This window comes from Pseudomonas sp. SYWMCR5, from assembly GCF_057197165.1.
Genome location: NZ_JBXUNH010000007.1, coordinates 223,446 through 239,736 on the forward strand (window position 1 = coordinate 223,446; position 16,291 = coordinate 239,736).

The 16,291-nt window shown below is 61.8% G+C and carries 16 protein-coding genes; 12 read left to right on the forward strand and 4 right to left on the reverse strand.

The window, feature by feature from the left end; translation table 11 throughout:
- Positions 1 to 189: 189 nt before the first annotated feature.
- Positions 190 to 957 (forward strand): FCD domain-containing protein, encoded by a 768-nt coding sequence (locus AC2CGW_RS19285; protein ID WP_065864952.1) that lies wholly within the window; start codon positions 190 to 192, stop codon positions 955 to 957.
- A 71-nt stretch (positions 958 to 1,028) separates the two neighbouring features.
- Here the strand turns inward: AC2CGW_RS19285 and smpB are convergent, their stop codons facing one another.
- Entirely contained in the window at positions 1,029 to 1,511 is a 483-nt protein-coding gene (gene smpB / locus AC2CGW_RS19290) for an SsrA-binding protein SmpB (RefSeq protein ID WP_027917703.1), read from the reverse strand.
- A 160-nt stretch (positions 1,512 to 1,671) separates the two neighbouring features.
- On the opposite strand from smpB, the gene AC2CGW_RS19295 reads away from it, so the two are divergent.
- Positions 1,672 to 2,106 (forward strand): type II toxin-antitoxin system RatA family toxin, encoded by a 435-nt coding sequence (locus tag AC2CGW_RS19295; protein ID WP_054892629.1) that lies wholly within the window; start codon positions 1,672 to 1,674, stop codon positions 2,104 to 2,106.
- Positions 2,099 to 2,401, forward strand: a complete 303-nt coding sequence (locus AC2CGW_RS19300; RefSeq protein ID WP_186711903.1) for an RnfH family protein — start codon at positions 2,099 to 2,101, stop codon at positions 2,399 to 2,401. The genes AC2CGW_RS19295 and AC2CGW_RS19300 overlap by 8 nt, the downstream gene beginning before the upstream one ends.
- Before the next feature lie 69 nt (positions 2,402 to 2,470).
- Here the strand turns inward: AC2CGW_RS19300 and AC2CGW_RS19305 are convergent, their stop codons facing one another.
- Positions 2,471 to 2,992: an outer membrane protein assembly factor BamE gene (locus AC2CGW_RS19305; protein WP_054892627.1), complete on the reverse strand. Its 522-nt coding sequence runs from the start codon at positions 2,990 to 2,992 to the stop codon at positions 2,471 to 2,473.
- Between the two features lie 97 nt (positions 2,993 to 3,089).
- Here AC2CGW_RS19305 and fur point away from each other — a divergent pair, with 97 nt between their 5' ends.
- Positions 3,090 to 3,494, forward strand: a complete 405-nt coding sequence (gene fur / locus AC2CGW_RS19310; protein ID WP_046788147.1) for a ferric iron uptake transcriptional regulator — start codon at positions 3,090 to 3,092, stop codon at positions 3,492 to 3,494.
- An 81-nt stretch (positions 3,495 to 3,575) separates the two neighbouring features.
- On the opposite strand, the gene recN is transcribed toward fur, so the two are convergent.
- Complete coding sequence (gene recN, locus AC2CGW_RS19315) at positions 3,576 to 5,249, reverse strand: DNA repair protein RecN (RefSeq protein ID WP_186720377.1); 1,674 nt, start codon at positions 5,247 to 5,249, stop codon at positions 3,576 to 3,578.
- Positions 5,250 to 5,430: 181 nt separating this feature from the next.
- On the opposite strand from recN, the gene grpE reads away from it, so the two are divergent.
- The 8 genes from grpE to AC2CGW_RS19355 all read left to right on the forward strand — a co-directional run bounded on the left by grpE (position 5,431) and on the right by AC2CGW_RS19355 (position 15,872).
- On the forward strand, positions 5,431 to 5,985 hold the full coding sequence (gene grpE / locus AC2CGW_RS19320) for a nucleotide exchange factor GrpE (RefSeq protein WP_112897268.1): 555 nt from the start codon (positions 5,431 to 5,433) through the stop codon (positions 5,983 to 5,985).
- Between the two features lie 101 nt (positions 5,986 to 6,086).
- Positions 6,087 to 8,012: a molecular chaperone DnaK gene (gene dnaK / locus AC2CGW_RS19325; protein WP_484574456.1), complete on the forward strand. Its 1,926-nt coding sequence runs from the start codon at positions 6,087 to 6,089 to the stop codon at positions 8,010 to 8,012.
- Between the two features lie 201 nt (positions 8,013 to 8,213).
- The gene (gene dnaJ, locus AC2CGW_RS19330) at positions 8,214 to 9,338 is read left to right on the forward strand and encodes a molecular chaperone DnaJ (protein WP_186669394.1); all 1,125 of its coding nucleotides are present in this window, start codon (positions 8,214 to 8,216) and stop codon (positions 9,336 to 9,338) included.
- Between the two features lie 13 nt (positions 9,339 to 9,351).
- On the forward strand, positions 9,352 to 10,158 hold the full coding sequence (gene dapB / locus AC2CGW_RS19335; protein ID WP_186711517.1) for a 4-hydroxy-tetrahydrodipicolinate reductase: 807 nt from the start codon (positions 9,352 to 9,354) through the stop codon (positions 10,156 to 10,158).
- A 343-nt stretch (positions 10,159 to 10,501) separates the two neighbouring features.
- On the forward strand, positions 10,502 to 11,638 hold the full coding sequence (carA, locus tag AC2CGW_RS19340) for a glutamine-hydrolyzing carbamoyl-phosphate synthase small subunit (RefSeq protein ID WP_186669398.1): 1,137 nt from the start codon (positions 10,502 to 10,504) through the stop codon (positions 11,636 to 11,638).
- 106 nt (positions 11,639 to 11,744) lie between these two features.
- Positions 11,745 to 14,966, forward strand: a complete 3,222-nt coding sequence (gene carB / locus AC2CGW_RS19345; RefSeq protein ID WP_125930812.1) for a carbamoyl-phosphate synthase large subunit — start codon at positions 11,745 to 11,747, stop codon at positions 14,964 to 14,966.
- Entirely contained in the window at positions 14,963 to 15,445 is a 483-nt protein-coding gene (gene greA, locus AC2CGW_RS19350; RefSeq protein WP_081255197.1) for a transcription elongation factor GreA, read from the forward strand. Before carB ends, greA begins: the two co-directional genes overlap by 4 nt.
- Entirely contained in the window at positions 15,423 to 15,872 is a 450-nt protein-coding gene (locus AC2CGW_RS19355; RefSeq protein ID WP_081255198.1) for an MFS transporter, read from the forward strand. The genes greA and AC2CGW_RS19355 overlap by 23 nt, the downstream gene beginning before the upstream one ends.
- A gap of 12 nt (positions 15,873 to 15,884) precedes the next feature.
- On the opposite strand, the gene yhbY is transcribed toward AC2CGW_RS19355, so the two are convergent.
- On the reverse strand, positions 15,885 to 16,193 hold the full coding sequence (gene yhbY, locus AC2CGW_RS19360; protein ID WP_186669400.1) for a ribosome assembly RNA-binding protein YhbY: 309 nt from the start codon (positions 16,191 to 16,193) through the stop codon (positions 15,885 to 15,887).
- Positions 16,194 to 16,291 lie beyond the last annotated feature (98 nt).

Here is a 16,291-nt window from a genome sequence, read left to right on the forward strand (position 1 = left end):
ATGACTGGTCGCTAGGTTAAAAGCCGGATACGGGGTGTGTCAATTTGTCCCAAGCAAAACTTTGGTCGAGTGCCGATGAGCGGATGGCGAGATCGCGTCGGATCAATCGAGGAATATCTGTCGGGCTGCCGCGGATAGGCGCAGAATAGGCGCCCCGAAATCGGTGCCGGGGTTTGTGGAGAGCATGTGATGGTTTTTGATCAGGTCCGCCAACGGCGCCTGTCCGACGATATCGTCGATCGACTGGAAGGGATGATTCTCGAGGGGACGTTGACCTCAGGGCAGCGCCTGCCCGCCGAACGCGCCCTGGCCGAACAGTTTGGCGTTTCCCGCCCGTCGTTGCGCGAGGCGATCCAGAAACTGGTGGCCAAGGGGCTGCTGGTCAGCCGCCAGGGGGGCGGCAACTATGTGGCCGAGTCGCTGGGATCGACGTTCAGTGATCCCTTGTTGCAGTTGCTCGAGCACAACCCTGAGGCTCAGCGCGACCTGCTGGAGTTTCGTCACACCCTTGAGGCCTCATGCGCCTTCTACGCAGCCCAGCGTGCTACCGAGCCGGATCGGGCGCGGTTGAAGGCCGCCTTCGATGCGCTGCAGGACTGCTATGCCCGCGTCGATGAGGTCAGTCGTGCAGAAGAAGGCGCTGCGGATGCGCGTTTTCATCTGGCGATTGCCGAAGCCAGCCACAATGCCGTGCTGCTGCATACCATTCGTGGCCTGTTCGACCTGCTCAAGCGCAATGTGGTGACCAACATCGGGGGCATGTACCAGCAGCGCACGGAGACGCGCGACATGCTGATCAGTCAGCATCGCGAACTGTACGAGGCGATCGTCGAGGGGCGTGCGGAAGATGCGCGGGAGGTGTCGAGCCGGCACATCCTGTATGTGCAGGAAGTGCTGGAAGAGGCGCAGCAGGAAGCTCAGCGCGTGGCGCGTGCGGAGCGACGCAGCGGGCGCTAGACAGGTGTTGCAGCATTCGCGGGCAAGCCGAAGCGCCGAACCGCCGCTGCGACTTGCCCGCTGAAGAAGATCTACTCTTCCTTGCCCTTGTTGCGCACCGCACGCTGCAGCTCGCGGTTGGAGTCGCGCTCGCGCATCGTGTCGCGCTTGTCGAACTCCTTCTTGCCCTTGCCGAGCGCGATTTCGCACTTGATCAGGTGCTTGCTCCAGTACAGCGCCAAGGCCACGCAGGTGTAGCCTTTCTGCGCCACGGCAGCTTCCACGCGCTCGAGCTCGCGCTTGTTCAGCAGCAGCTTGCGGGTACGCATGGGGTCGGCGATGACGTGGGTGCTGGCGGTGTTCAGCGGGGTGATGTGGCTGCCGAACAGCCAGGCTTCGCCATCCTTGAGCAGCACGTAGCTGTCGGTCAGGTGCGCCTTGCCGGCCCGCAGGCTTTTTACTTCCCAACCGGACAGGACCAGCCCGGCCTCGAACTTGTGTTCGATGAAGTAATCGTGTCGCGCTTTCTTGTTCTGCGCGATGGTCCCGGTCGGATGTTTCTTTTGCTTAGCCATAGGGGCGGCATTATAGGCAGTCGCCACGTCCTCTGGCTATGGGGTTCGGTGCGCTTGAGCCTGCAGGATGAATCCCGGACAATGCAGGCCTCGTTCCGTTGCACGGAACCGTTCCGAAGCGCTGTGATGCGCTGCCGCCCAGCTTGGAAGTGATGCCTGGATGACTACCCATATTCAACGCTCCGCCCTGCTGCCATACCCTGCCCAGGCGCTCTACGACCTGGTCAACGACGTGGCCAGCTACCCTGAGTTTCTTCCCTGGTGCTCGGACTCGACGGTGCTCGAGGCGAGTGACACCCACATGCGGGCGAAGCTGGAGGTGGCCAAGGGCGGCATGAGCCAGCAGTTCGTCACGCGCAATGTGCTGGTGCCGGGGCAATCCATCGAGATGAACCTGGAAGAAGGACCCTTCACCCAGTTGCATGGCGTATGGGTGTTCAAGGCGCTGGGCGAAAAAGCCTGCAAGATCAGCCTCGACCTGTCGTTCGATTATGCCGGGCCGCTGGTGCGCGCCACCCTCGGGCCATTGTTCAACCAGGCAGCCAACACCCTCGTCGATGCCTTCTGCCAGCGCGCCAAACAGCTTCATGGCTGAGACCCTGCGTATCGAGGTGGCCTACGCGACTGCCGAGCGCCAATGGCTGCTGGCGTGTCTGGTGCCGCATGGCGTGACGCTGCGTGAGGCCTTGCGGTTGTCTGGCATTGCTGCGCAAGTGCCAGGGCTGGATATTGAAAGCTGCCCGGTGGGCGTGTTTGGCAAGGTCGTTGCCGAACCGCATCAGCGTCAGGTAGAGGAGGGTGAACGCCTGGAAATCTACCGGCCGCTGCTGGTGGACCCGAAGGCGATGCGCAGACAGCGAGCCGAAAAGGCCAAGGCTGCACGCGGGTAAGGTTGTTGCTGTATACGCTGCGCAATAAAAAGCCCGGACCATGTCCGGGCTTTTTCATGGGCCATGCCGTTATTGCGGCGAGGTCTCCAGTGGCGCCGGCGTAGGCACCGGGGTCGTCTCGATGGTGTCGATTTCGCGCTGGATCGACTCTTCCGTCGAGCCAGCCTTGGCTGGTTTTTCCGGCTGTTGAGACGGCTGGTTGGCCGGGCTGACGGTCGTGGTGCTGCTGCCGCCCAGGATTTCCTGGTCGCGGCTTACGCCCGGCATGAAGTCGCCGGAAAGGCTGACCAGTTGGTCGCTCTCGTTGAAGAAGATACTCATGCGCTCCTGCTGGCGCTTACCGCCGCCAGGCTGGATGCTGTAGAGATAATCCCAGCGATTGGTGTTGAAGGTGTCCTGCAGGAGTGGGTTGCCCATGATAAACCTTACTTGCCGTCGGGTCATTCCGGGGCGCAATTGGTCTATCATGTCCTGCGTGACGACATTGCCCTGCTGGATGTCGATTTTGTAAACCCCGGGAAACGAGCAACCGGCGAGTGCGAGCAGTCCCACGAGGGTGAGGCTGGTTAGCAAGAGCTTGGTGTTTTGCATCGGTGGGCGACTTCCACTATCTTGGCTGGACAACGTAAACCCCGATCATACCCGTATTAAGAGAAGCTGCGAAGCAGCATCGGCGAGAAAGCTGACCATGGTTGAAAATAGCGAATTGCGCAAAGCCGGTCTCAAGGTGACCCTGCCTCGAGTCAAGATCCTTCAGATGCTCGATTCGACCGAGCAGCGTCACATGAGCGCCGAGGATGTTTACAAGGCGCTGATGGAAGCGGGTGAGGATGTCGGTCTGGCGACCGTCTACCGCGTACTGACCCAGTTCGAAGCTGCGGGTCTGGTGGTTCGCCACAACTTCGATGGCGGCCACGCGGTGTTCGAGCTGGCCGATGGCGGACACCACGACCATATGGTCAACGTGGACACCAGCGAAGTGATCGAATTCATGGATGCGGAGATCGAGCGCCGTCAGAAAGAGATCGTCGCCGAACATGGCTACGAGCTCGTGGACCACAACCTGGTCCTGTATGTGCGTAAGAAAAAGTAACGATTTCGATCGTTATTAACAGCAAAGGCGACCTTCGGGTCGCCTTTGTGCTTTCTGGCGCGGGTCGAGGAGTGAGCTGCCTCAGGCCTTGCCGCTGACTACCATCTTGCGCGCATGCGCCAGGGACTCTTTGGTCAGGTCTATCCCACCCAGCATGCGTGCCACTTCTTCGACCCGCTCGCGCTTGCCGAGGCTGGCCACGGCGGTATGGGTGGTGTCGCTGTTGCGTACCTTGTGCACGAACAGGTGATGGTGCCCTTGGGCTGCAACCTGCGGCAGGTGGGTGACGGTCAGGACCTGGCCGCGCTCGCCCAGGCGGCGCAACAGTTGGCCGACGATCTCGGCGGTCGGGCCGCCGATGCCCACGTCCACTTCGTCAAAGACCAGTGTGGGAATGCGCGAGGTTTGTGCGGTGATGACCTGAATGGCCAGGCTGATGCGTGACAGCTCACCTCCCGAAGCCACTTTGGCCAGCCCCTTGAGCGGTTGGCCGGGGTTGGCGCTGACCAGCAGCTCGACCTGCTCCAGCCCGTGGGGCGAAAGCTCACCGCTCTCGTTGGGCGACAGCTCGATACAGAAGCGCCCGCCGGGCATGCCCAGGCGCTGGATCTCCTGCTCGACCGCCACCGCCAGTTGCGCTGCGGCCTGCCGGCGCAGATTGCTGAGCTCGACGGCCTTCTCTTTATAGTGCTGTGCATAGGCGGCCAGCTCGCCGCCCAGGCGCTCGATGGATTCATCGCTGGCGTTGAGCCCTTCGAGCTCTTCCATCAGGCGCTGTTGTAGGTGTGGCAACTCGCTCGGGTGCACGCGGTGCTTGCGAGCGAGGGTATAGAGGGTGTCGAGCCGCTCTTCCAGTGCTTGCAGGCGCAGAGGGTCGGCGTCGAAGTGATCGAGGAAGCGGTTGAGCTCGCCAACCGCTTCCTCGATCTGGATCTGCGCACTGGCGATCAGGTTGACGGCTTCGCCCAATGCCTTGGGGGCGTTGTTCACGGCGGTCAGGCGATTGAGGCTGACCGTCAGGGCGCTGAGCACGTTGCCGGAGTCGCTTTCGCTGCATTGATCGATGACCTGGCGGCAGATGCCGAACAGGGCTTCGGCATTGGTCAGGTTCTTGTGCTCGTGCTCAAGCTGTTCCAGCTCGTTTTCGCCAAGGCCCAGATTGTCGAGCTCTTCGAGCTGGTAGCTCAGTAGCTGATGACGGGCGCGTTGCTCGTCGCCGGAGTTGGAAAGGCGCTCCAGCTCCAGGCGGGTCTGGCGCCAGCGCTGGGCTGCCAGTTGCACCTGGCGGGCGAGGTCGACGGCGCCGGCGTACTCGTCGACCAGACGACGATGCGTGTCGGTCTTGAGGAGCGACTGGTGCTCGTGCTGGCTGTGGATGTCGATCAGCAGCTCGCCGAGTGCCTTGAGGTCGGCAAGCGGGCAGGGAGTGCCGTTGATGTAGCCGCGGCTGCGGCCTTCGGCGGTGATCACCCGCCGCAGGATGCACGGGCCGTCGGTGTCGAGGTCGCGTTCTGCCAGCCAGGTGCGGGCTTCGGGGATATCGACCAGGTCGAAGGTGGCAAGCAGGTCGGCCTTGTCGGCGCCGGGTCGTACCACGCCACTGTCGGCGCGGTCGCCCAGCGCCAGGCCAAGCGCGTCGAGCATGATCGACTTGCCAGCGCCCGTTTCGCCGGTGATCACCGACATTCCGCGGGCGAGTTCGAGGTCGAGGTGCTCGACGATGGCGTAGTTGTGAATGGACAGGTGCACCAGCATGAGGGCCACTCCCAAAGGTCATGTCTGGTTATTTATACAGTACTTTTTTCCTGCCTGCCAATGCTCGCCTGATGAATGTGGAAATGCCGCTCGCCCCTTGAACCTGTTTTTTCCGACCCCATATAACCGGCAGACAAGGCAGGCATGACCTGTACACCAGAAATTGCGGAGGAGAGACCCGATGGCTGACGAACAGCTGGATGAACAAAACCTTAACGCCGAAGAAGCCGGCTCCGAAGATCTCGGTGCCCGCGTCCAGGTGCTCGAGGAGCAGCTGGCCGCCGCCAAGGATCAGTCGCTGCGCGTGGCTGCAGACCTGCAGAACATCCGCCGTCGTGCCGAGCAGGACGTCGAGAAGGCTCACAAGTTCGCCCTGGAGAAATTCGCCGGCGACCTGCTGCCGGTGATCGACAGCCTGGAACTGGCCCTGGCCCACTCCAGTGCCGATGACGAGAACGTCAAGCAGATCCGCGAAGGTGTCGAGCTGACCCTGAAGATGTTCCAGGACACCCTCAAGCGCTACAACCTCGAAGCCGTCGATCCCCATGGCCAGCCGTTCAACCCTGAGCATCACCAAGCCATGGCCATGCAGGAAAACGCCGAGGTAGAGCCGAACAGCGTGCTCAACGTGTTCCAGAAGGGTTATCTGCTCAACGGTCGCCTGCTGCGCCCCGCCATGGTGGTGGTCAGCAAGGCGCCGGCAGCGCCCCAGCCTTCTATCGATGAAAAGGCTTGAAATCCGCCGGGGCATCCCCATCTAGGTGTCAAGCCTTCAAGTATTACCGCAGTTGGCCAAAGTAGTCGCTGCTACCAAATTCAAGTTTCGGGAGAGTTAACATGGGCAAAATCATCGGTATCGACCTGGGGACGACCAACTCGTGCGTCTCCATTCTGGAAAACGGTAACGTCAAGGTCATCGAGAACGCCGAAGGTGCGCGTACCACCCCTTCGATCGTGGCCTACGCCAACGACGGCGAAATCCTGGTCGGTCAGTCGGCCAAGCGCCAGGCCGTCACCAACCCGCACAACACCCTGTTCGCAGTGAAGCGCCTGATTGGCCGCCGCTTCGAAGAAGACGTCGTGCAGAAAGACATCAAGCTGGTCCCGTACAAGATCGTCAAGGCCGGCAACGGTGACGCCTGGGTCGAGGCCGCTGGCAAGGAAATGGCTCCGCCGCAGATCAGCGCCGAAGTCCTGAAGAAAATGAAGAAGACCGCCGAAGACTACCTCGGCGAGCCTGTCACCGAAGCGGTCATCACCGTTCCGGCCTACTTCAACGACAGCCAGCGCCAGGCTACCAAGGATGCCGGTCGCATCGCCGGTCTGGACGTCAAGCGCATCATCAACGAACCGACCGCCGCTGCACTGGCCTATGGCATGGACAAGGCCAAGGGCGACCACACCGTCATCGTCTATGACCTGGGTGGTGGTACTTTCGACGTGTCGGTCATCGAAATCGCCGAAGTCGACGGTGAGCATCAGTTCGAAGTACTGGCCACCAACGGTGACACCTTCCTGGGTGGTGAAGACTTCGACATGCGCCTGATCGACTACCTCGTCGACGAGTTCAAGAAAGAGTCCGGCATGGACCTGAAGAACGATCCGCTGGCACTGCAGCGTCTGAAAGAAGCTGCTGAAAAGGCCAAGATCGAGCTGTCTTCCGCTCAGTCGACCGACGTCAACCTGCCGTACATCACTGCTGATGCAACCGGTCCGAAGCACTTGAACGTGAAGATCTCCCGCGCCAAGCTGGAGTCGCTGGTCGAAGACCTGGTCAGCCGTACCATCGAGCCTTGCCGCATCGCCCTGAAAGATGCCGGTATCGACGCGAGCAAGATCGACGACGTGATCCTCGTCGGTGGCCAGACTCGTATGCCGCTGGTGCAGAAAGCCGTTGCCGACTTCTTTGGCAAGGAAGCGCGCAAGGACGTTAACCCGGACGAAGCCGTTGCCATGGGTGCCGCCATCCAGGGTGCAGTACTGGCCGGTGACGTGAAGGACGTCCTGCTGCTCGACGTCAGCCCGCTGACCCTGGGTATCGAAACCATGGGTGGCGTGATGACCGCGCTGATCGAGAAGAACACCACCATCCCGACCAAGAAGTCGCAGGTGTTCTCGACTGCCGACGACAACCAGGGTGCAGTGACCATCCACGTTCTGCAGGGCGAGCGCAAGCAAGCTGCGCAGAACAAGTCGCTGGGCAAGTTCGACCTGGCTGACATTCCGCCAGCCCCGCGCGGCGTTCCACAGATCGAAGTGACCTTCGACATCGACGCCAACGGCATCCTGCATGTCGGCGCGAAAGACAAGGCCACCGGCAAGGCGCAGTCGATCGTGATCAAGGCCAACTCCGGCCTGTCCGACGAAGAAGTCGAGCGCATGGTGCGTGATGCCGAGGCCAATGCCGAGGAAGACCGCAAGTTCGAAGAGCTGGCCGCTGCCCGCAACCAGGGTGATGCGCTGGTTCACTCGACCCGCAAGATGGTCGTCGACGCCGGTGACAAGGCGACTGCCGAGGAAAAGGCTGCGATCGAAGCTGCCGTGGTTGCCCTGGAAGCTGCCGTCAAGGGCGACGACAAGGCTGCCATCGACGCCAAGGTCGAGGAGCTGTCCAAGGTCTCCGCGCCAGTTGCCCAGAAGATGTACGCCGAGCAACAGGCACAGCAGCCTCAGGACGGCGCTCAGCAGGCCGAGCCGGAAGCCAAGCACGATGACGTGGTTGACGCCGAGTTCGAGGAAGTGAAAGACAACAACAAGCATTAATGCCTGCATGTTGTCGGCCGGTTCATCGCCATTGGTCGGTGAACTGGTAGGATGTCGCCGCGCGGGGGCTTGCTCCCGCGTTGGCGTGTCTGGAACACGGGAAATATTTCCAGCATCTGTCAGGGCGCATCAGGCGTGTTGCGGCAGGTGCTGACGGCACGGTGCACAGATGCCGAAAGCCCTCAAGAGTGCAAATGACCTATGGCAAAGCGTGATTTTTATGAGGTCCTGGGTGTCGAGCGCGGCGCCAGCGAAGGTGACCTCAAGAAGGCCTATCGCCGCCTGGCGATGAAATTCCACCCGGACCGCAACCCGGGCGACAAAGAGTCGGAAGAGAGATTCAAGGAGGCCAACGAGGCCTACGAAGTGCTCTCCGATGCCAGCAAGCGCGCGGCCTACGATCAGTACGGCCATGCCGGCGTCGACCCGAGTATGGGTGGCGGTGGCGCCGGTTTCGGCGGCGCGAACTTCTCCGATATCTTCGGCGACGTCTTCAGCGACTTCTTTGGTGGCGGTCGCGGCGGCGGCCGTGGTGGTGCCCAGCGGGGCAGTGACCTGCGCTACACCCTCGAGCTGAACCTGGAAGAAGCAGTGCGTGGCACCACGGTCAACATTCGTGTGCCGACGCTGGTCAACTGTCAGCCCTGTGACGGTACGGGCGCCAAGAAGGGCTCTACACCGTCGACGTGCCCGACCTGCGGTGGCATCGGTCAGGTACGCATGCAGCAGGGCTTCTTCTCCGTGCAGCAGACCTGCCCGCGCTGTCATGGCCAGGGCAAGATCATCACCGACCCTTGCAACGCCTGCCATGGCGAAGGACGGGTCGAGGAATACAAGACCCTGTCGGTCAAGGTGCCGGCAGGCGTCGATACCGGTGATCGCATCCGCCTGTCTGGCGAGGGCGAGGCGGGGGCCCATGGTGGTCCGACTGGTGACCTGTACGTGGTGATCAGTGTGCGCGAGCACGCGATCTTCCAGCGTGACGGCAAGCACCTGTTCTGCGAAGTGCCGATCAGCTACACCGATGCGGCGCTGGGTGGCGAGCTGGAAGTGCCGACGCTGGACGGCCGGGTCAAGTTGAAGATCCCGGAAGGCACCCAGACCGGCAAGCAGTTCCGCCTGCGCGGCAAGGGCGTGGCGCCGGTGCGCGGTGGTGCGGCGGGCGATTTGCTGTGCCGTGTTGCGGTGGAAACGCCGGTCAACCTGAGCCGTCGCCAGCGCGAACTGCTCGAAGAGCTGCGTGACTCGCTCGAAGGCGACAGCTCCCATTCGCCCAAGGCCAGCGGCTGGTTCGAGGGTGTGAAGCGCTTCTTCGGCGATCTCTGACAAGGAACAGGCTATGCGACGTATTGCGGTAATGGGCGCGGCAGGGCGGATGGGCAAGACCCTCGTCGAAGCCGTGCAGCAGCAGGCTCCCCAGGCTGGCCTGACGGCGGCGATCGATCGTCCGGACAGCACCCTGGTGGGGGCCGACGCCGGCGAGCTCGCGGCGCTGGGTCGTATCGGCGTGCCGATCTCCGATGACCTGACCAAGGTCGCTGACGAGTTCGATGTGCTGATCGACTTCACTCACCCGTCGGTGACCCTGAAGAACCTGGCGTTCTGCCGTAAGGCGGGCAAGGCCATGGTGATCGGCACCACTGGCTTCTCGCCAGAAGAGAAGCTGCTGCTGGTCGAGGCGGGCAAGGAGATTCCGATCGTCTTCGCTGCCAACTTCAGCATTGGCGTCAACCTGTGCCTGAAATTGCTCGATACTGCCGCGCGGGTGCTGGGTGACGAGGTGGACATCGAGATCATCGAGGCTCACCACCGCCACAAGGTCGACGCTCCGTCGGGTACCGCGCTGCGCATGGGTGAGGTGGTTGCCCAGGCGTTGGGTCGCGACCTGCAGGAAGTGGCCGTCTATGGTCGCGAAGGCCAGACCGGCGCGCGTGATCGCCAGACCATCGGCTTTGCCACTGTGCGTGCCGGTGACGTGGTCGGTGATCACACTGTGCTGTTCGCGGCAGAGGGCGAGCGCGTCGAGATCACCCACAAGGCCTCGAGCCGCATGACTTTCGCCAAGGGTGCCGTACGTGCGGCGCTGTGGCTGGATGGCCGCGAGCCTGGGCTGTACGACATGCAGGATGTGCTCGAGCTGCATTGAGGCGTCAGTGCGGCAGTGGCTTGTTCGCGGGACAAGTCGCAGCGGCGAACCGCCGCTCCCACAGGAAATACACGAACCTGAAGGCTTGCAAAAATCCAGTGGGAGCGGGCTTGCCCGCGAAGAAGCCACCGCCGACGCCAGTCTGTCGCAATTATGTGTTTTAGAGGCACATATACGGTAGACCGAAACCTCACTTTTCTGTAGACTACAGCTTTAGTGTATCCACTAAAAGCGCGCAGAGAATTGAATTCAGCACATAAAAGCGGGGTGACGTATCCATACGGCACTCCGCTTTTTTGCAACCTGCGATCGCCCCTTCATGCGTCATTTACGGGAGGTCTTCTTGACAAAGCCAGCCATACTCGCCCTTGCTGATGGCAGCATTTTTCGCGGTGAGGCCATTGGGGCCGACGGACAAACCGTTGGTGAGGTGGTGTTCAACACCGCTATGACCGGCTACCAGGAAATCCTTACAGACCCTTCCTATTCGCAGCAGATCGTCACCCTGACCTACCCGCACATCGGCAACACCGGCACTACGCCGGAAGACGCCGAATCGAACCGTGTATGGTCCGCAGGCCTGGTCATCCGTGACCTGCCGCTGCTGGCCAGCAACTGGCGCAACACCCAATCGCTGCCGGACTACCTCAAGGCCAACAACGTCGTTGCCATCGCTGGCATCGACACCCGTCGCCTGACCCGTATCCTGCGTGAGAAAGGCGCCCAGAACGGCTGCATCCTGGCCGGTGACAACATCACCGAAGAGCAGGCCATCGCCGCTGCCCGTGCCTTCCCGGGCCTCAAGGGCATGGACCTGGCCAAGGTCGTCTCCACCAAGGAGCGCTACGAGTGGCGTTCCAGCGTGTGGGAGCTGAAAACCGACAGCCACCCGACCATCGAGGCCGCCGACCTGCCGTACCACGTCGTCGCCTACGACTATGGCGTCAAGCTGAACATCCTGCGCATGCTGGTCGCTCGTGGCTGTCGTGTGACCGTGGTGCCTGCCCAGACCCCGGCGAGCGAAGTGCTGGCGCTGAATCCGGACGGCGTGTTCCTGTCCAACGGCCCAGGCGATCCTGAGCCGTGCGACTACGCGATCCAGGCGATCAAGGATGTCCTCGAGACCGAGATTCCAGTCTTCGGCATCTGCCTCGGCCACCAGTTGCTGGCCCTGGCCTCCGGTGCCAAGACCGTCAAGATGGGCCACGGCCACCACGGTGCCAACCACCCGGTCCAGGACCTGGATACCGGTGTGGTCATGATCACCAGCCAGAACCACGGTTTCGCCGTCGACGAAGCCACCCTGCCGGGCAACGTGCGTGCCATCCACAAGTCGCTGTTCGACGGCACCCTGCAGGGTATCGAGCGTACCGACAAGAGCGCGTTCAGCTTCCAGGGCCACCCTGAAGCGAGCCCAGGCCCGACCGACGTCGCGCCACTGTTCGATCGTTTCATCGATGCCATGGCCAAGCGCCGCTGAGCATCCTGCATCAAGGCCCCGGACCGGCATGCGCCGCGTCCGGAAGCGCCTGACCCAGATTGTTCAAGACGGCTTGCCGACTGACCCGCGGATTTGAGTGACAACCATGCCAAAACGTACAGACATCAAAAGCATCCTGATTCTCGGCGCTGGCCCGATCGTGATCGGCCAGGCCTGCGAATTCGACTATTCCGGCGCCCAGGCCTGCAAGGCCCTGCGCGAGGAAGGTTTCCGCGTCATCCTGGTGAACTCCAACCCGGCCACCATCATGACCGACCCGGCCATGGCCGACGCCACCTACATCGAGCCGATCAAGTGGCAATCGGTGGCCAAGATCATCGAAAAAGAGCGTCCTGACGCGGTGCTGCCGACCATGGGCGGCCAGACTGCACTGAACTGCGCCCTGGACCTGGAGCGCCACGGCGTTCTGGAAAAGTTCGGCGTAGAGATGATCGGTGCCAACGCCGACACCATCGACAAGGCCGAGGACCGTTCGCGTTTCGACAAGGCGATGAAGGACATCGGCCTTGAGTGCCCGCGCTCCGGTATCGCCCACAGCATGGAAGAGGCCTACGCGGTCCTCGAGAAGCTGGGCTTCCCGTGCATCATCCGTCCTTCGTTCACCATGGGCGGCACCGGTGGCGGCATCGCCTACAACCGTGAAGAATTCGAAGAAATCTGCACCCGTGGCCTGGACCTGTCGCCGACCAAGGAACTGCTGATCGACGAGTCGCTGATCGGCTGGAAGGAATACGAGATGGAGGTGGTCCGTGACAAGAAGGACAACTGCATCATCGTCTGCTCCATCGAGAACTTCGACCCGATGGGCGTGCACACCGGTGACTCCATCACCGTTGCTCCTGCACAGACCCTGACCGACAAGGAATACCAGATCATGCGCAACGCCTCGCTGGCGGTGCTGCGTGAGATCGGTGTCGAAACCGGCGGTTCCAACGTGCAGTTCGGTATCTGCCCTAACACCGGTCGCATGGTCGTGATCGAGATGAACCCGCGGGTTTCTCGTTCGTCGGCCCTGGCCTCGAAAGCCACTGGCTTCCCGATCGCCAAGATCGCCGCCAAACTGGCTATCGGCTACACCCTCGACGAGTTGCAGAACGACATCACCGGTGGTCGCACCCCGGCGTCCTTCGAGCCGTCCATCGACTACGTCGTGACCAAGCTGCCACGCTTCGCCTTCGAGAAATTCCCGAAAGCCGATGCCCGCCTGACCACTCAGATGAAGTCGGTCGGTGAAGTCATGGCCATTGGCCGTACCTTCCAGGAGTCCTTGCAGAAAGCCCTGCGTGGCCTGGAAGTCGGCGCCTGTGGCCTGGACCCGAAAGTCGACCTGGCCAGCGCCGATGCTTCCAGCATCCTCAAGCGCGAGCTGACCGTGCCGGGCGCCGAGCGCATCTGGTACGTGGCTGACGCCATCCGCTCGGGCATGACCATCGAAGCAATCTTCGAGCTGACCGGTATCGACCTGTGGTTCCTGGTGCAGATGGAAGATCTGATCAAGGAAGAAGAGAAGGTCAAAACCTTGGCCCTGTCGGCCATCGACAAGGACTACATGCTGCGCCTCAAGCGCAAGGGCTTCTCGGATCAGCGCCTGGCCAAGCTGCTCGGCATCACCGACAAGAACCTGCGTCGTCACCGCCACAAGCTGGAAGTGTTCCCGGTCTACAAGCGCGTCGACACCTGTGCGGCCGAGTTCGCCACCGACACCGCCTACCTGTACTCGACGTATGAAGAAGAGTGCGAGGCCAACCCGTCGACCCGCGACAAGATCATGATCCTGGGTGGTGGCCCGAACCGTATCGGCCAAGGCATCGAGTTCGACTACTGCTGCGTACACGCAGCCCTGGCGCTGCGTGAAGACGGTTACGAGACCATCATGGTCAACTGCAACCCGGAAACCGTCTCCACCGACTACGACACCTCCGACCGCCTGTACTTCGAGCCGCTGACCCTGGAAGATGTGCTGGAAGTCTGCCGCGTCGAGAAGCCGAAGGGCGTGATCGTCCACTACGGCGGCCAGACCCCGCTGAAGCTGGCCCGTGCCCTGGAAGAAGCCGGGGTGCCGATCATCGGTACCAGCCCGGACGCCATCGACCGCGCCGAAGACCGCGAGCGCTTCCAGCAGATGGTGCAGCGCCTGAACCTGCTGCAGCCGCCAAACGCCACTGTGCGTAGCGAAGAAGAGGCCATCAACGCTGCTGGCGGTATCGGCTACCCGCTGGTCGTGCGCCCGTCGTACGTACTGGGCGGTCGTGCCATGGAGATCGTCTATGAGCTGGACGAACTCAAGCGCTACCTGCGCGAAGCGGTCCAGGTGTCCAATGACAGCCCGGTCCTGCTCGACCACTTCCTCAACTGCGCCATCGAGATGGACGTGGATGCGGTCTGCGACGGCACCGACGTGGTGATCGGTGCGATCATGCAGCACATCGAGCAGGCTGGTGTTCACTCCGGTGACTCGGCGTGTTCGCTGCCACCTTACTCGCTCAGCCAGCAAGTGCAGGACGAAGTCCGCGAACAGGTCAAGAAAATGGCCCTGGAGCTGGGCGTCGTCGGCCTGATGAACGTGCAGCTGGCCCTGCAGGGTGACAAGATCTACGTGATCGAAGTCAACCCGCGCGCCTCGCGTACCGTACCGTTCGTGTCCAAGTGCATCGGCACCTCGCTGGCGATGATCGCGGCTCGCGTCATGGCCGGCAAAACCCTCAAAGAGCTGGGCTTCACTCAGGAAATCATCCCGAACTTCTACAGCGTCAAGGAAGCCGTCTTCCCGTTCGCCAAGTTCCCGGGGGTTGACCCGATCCTCGGCCCTGAGATGAAATCCACCGGTGAAGTCATGGGTGTCGGCGACAGCTTCGGTGAAGCCTTCGCCAAGGCCCAGATGGGCGCCAGCGAAGTGCTGCCGACCGGCGGTACCGCGTTCATCAGCGTGCGTGACGACGACAAGCCACAAGTGGCTGGCGTTGCCCGTGACCTGATTGCCCTGGGCTTCGAAGTGGTTGCTACTGCAGGCACCGCCAAGGTTATCGAAGCGGCGGGTCTGAAAGTGCGCCGTGTGAACAAGGTGACCGAGGGTCGTCCGCACGTGGTCGACATGATCAAGAACGACGAAGTGTCGCTGATCATCAACACCACCGAAGGCCGCCAGTCTATCGCCGACTCCTACTCGATTCGTCGCAATGCGCTGCAGCACAAGATCTACTGCACGACCACCATTGCGGCAGGTGAAGCCATCTGCGAGGCGCTGAAATTCGGTCCCGAAAAGACCGTTCGTCGCCTGCAGGATCTGCATGCAGGACTGAAAGCATGAGCATTACCAAGTACCCGATGACCGTCCAGGGCGCTCGCGCCCTGGAAGAAGAGCATTTGTTCCTGAGCAAGACCGAGCGTCCACGTCTGAGCCAGGCGATCGGCGAGGCTCGTGAGCTCGGCGATCTCAAGGAAAATGCCGAGTACCACGCCGCCCGTGAGGAGCAGGGCATGGTCGAGGCGCGTATCCGCGACATCGAAGGCCGTTTGCAGAACTCGGTGGTGATCGACGTCACCACCATCGCCCACACCGGCAAGGTGATCTTCGGGACTACCGTAGACCTGGAAAACACCGAGACCGGCGATCAGGTCACCTACCAGATCGTTGGCGAAGACGAAGCGGACATCAAGAAAGGCAAGCTCTCGGCGAGCGCGCCTATCGCCCGTGCCATCATTGGCAAGGAAGAGGGTGATACGGTCGTGGTCAAGACGCCGAGCGGCACCGTCGAGTACGAGATTGTCGAAGTCAAGCACATCTGATCGGCGCCAGCGCGCGCCGTCCCTCGAGGGCATCCTCTGGCAACTGGCCCAGGTATTCTGGGTCGGTGGCCTGTGGGTGTTTCATGTGGGGCTGGTGCCGGCGCTGAAGGTCAGCGGCCTTGCGCCATTATTGGTGCAGGACATCGCCGGGCAGATCGATCGCTGGTTGATCGGCGTGGCGCTGCTCGGGCTGTTGACCCAGTTGGCAGTGCTGGCGAGGGTGGATGGCCTGGCGGCCTGGTGGCGGCAGTTCCGCGGCCAGATGCTGTTGCTCGGCTTTGGTGCCTGTGTCGGCTACTACACGCTGCGCTACGGGATTTCCGTAGGGGAGCGCTGGCAGATGTTCTGTTTCCTGGTGCTGGGCTTTTCCGGCATCGTGCTGGTGGCCCAGCCGGTCCCGGTCAGGGTGCGCAAGGCGCGCCACTGACCGGCGCCACCCTTACTTGTAGCGGTGGATGTTGGACAGCTGCTTGTTCGGCTGTGGGTTCTTGCGATAGATCAGTGCCTTCTTGCCAATGGTCTGTACCAGCTCGGCACGGCCCGCCTTGCACAGTTCAGCGATAGCGGCGGCGCGCTCTTCACGATCGTCCGAGCGAATTTCGACCTTGATCAGCTCGTGATCGGCCAGCGCACGCTCCAGTTCGGCGATCACGCCTTCATTCAGGCCGTTACCGGCAACGATCAGGACCGGTTTCAGGTCGTGACCAATAGACTTGTACTGTTTCTTCTGCTCGTTATTGAGCGGCATAATCTGACCCTTTTCGTCTGATTCTGTAAAATTGGTGGCCATTTTACCCGAGGGCCACTGGCTCCGCCCAGTCAATCACGACGCTAATCATCGAGGTG

Coding starts and splice junctions, on each gene's coding strand:
- grpE (WP_112897268.1), top strand. CDS start 5,431: ATGGCTGACGAACAGCTGGATGAACAAAACCTTAACGCCGAAGAAGCC.
- dapB (WP_186711517.1), top strand. CDS start 9,352: ATGCGACGTATTGCGGTAATGGGCGCGGCAGGGCGGATGGGCAAGACC.
- AC2CGW_RS19305 (WP_054892627.1), bottom strand. CDS start 2,992: ATGCAAAACACCAAGCTCTTGCTAACCAGCCTCACCCTCGTGGGACTG.
- AC2CGW_RS19300 (WP_186711903.1), top strand. CDS start 2,099: ATGGCTGAGACCCTGCGTATCGAGGTGGCCTACGCGACTGCCGAGCGC.
- carB (WP_125930812.1), top strand. CDS start 11,745: ATGCCAAAACGTACAGACATCAAAAGCATCCTGATTCTCGGCGCTGGC.
- fur (WP_046788147.1), top strand. CDS start 3,090: ATGGTTGAAAATAGCGAATTGCGCAAAGCCGGTCTCAAGGTGACCCTG.
- yhbY (WP_186669400.1), bottom strand. CDS start 16,193: ATGCCGCTCAATAACGAGCAGAAGAAACAGTACAAGTCTATTGGTCAC.
- smpB (WP_027917703.1), bottom strand. CDS start 1,511: ATGGCTAAGCAAAAGAAACATCCGACCGGGACCATCGCGCAGAACAAG.
- AC2CGW_RS19285 (WP_065864952.1), top strand. CDS start 190: ATGGTTTTTGATCAGGTCCGCCAACGGCGCCTGTCCGACGATATCGTC.
- dnaK (WP_484574456.1), top strand. CDS start 6,087: ATGGGCAAAATCATCGGTATCGACCTGGGGACGACCAACTCGTGCGTC.
- AC2CGW_RS19295 (WP_054892629.1), top strand. CDS start 1,672: ATGACTACCCATATTCAACGCTCCGCCCTGCTGCCATACCCTGCCCAG.
- greA (WP_081255197.1), top strand. CDS start 14,963: ATGAGCATTACCAAGTACCCGATGACCGTCCAGGGCGCTCGCGCCCTG.
- dnaJ (WP_186669394.1), top strand. CDS start 8,214: ATGGCAAAGCGTGATTTTTATGAGGTCCTGGGTGTCGAGCGCGGCGCC.
- recN (WP_186720377.1), bottom strand. CDS start 5,249: ATGCTGGTGCACCTGTCCATTCACAACTACGCCATCGTCGAGCACCTC.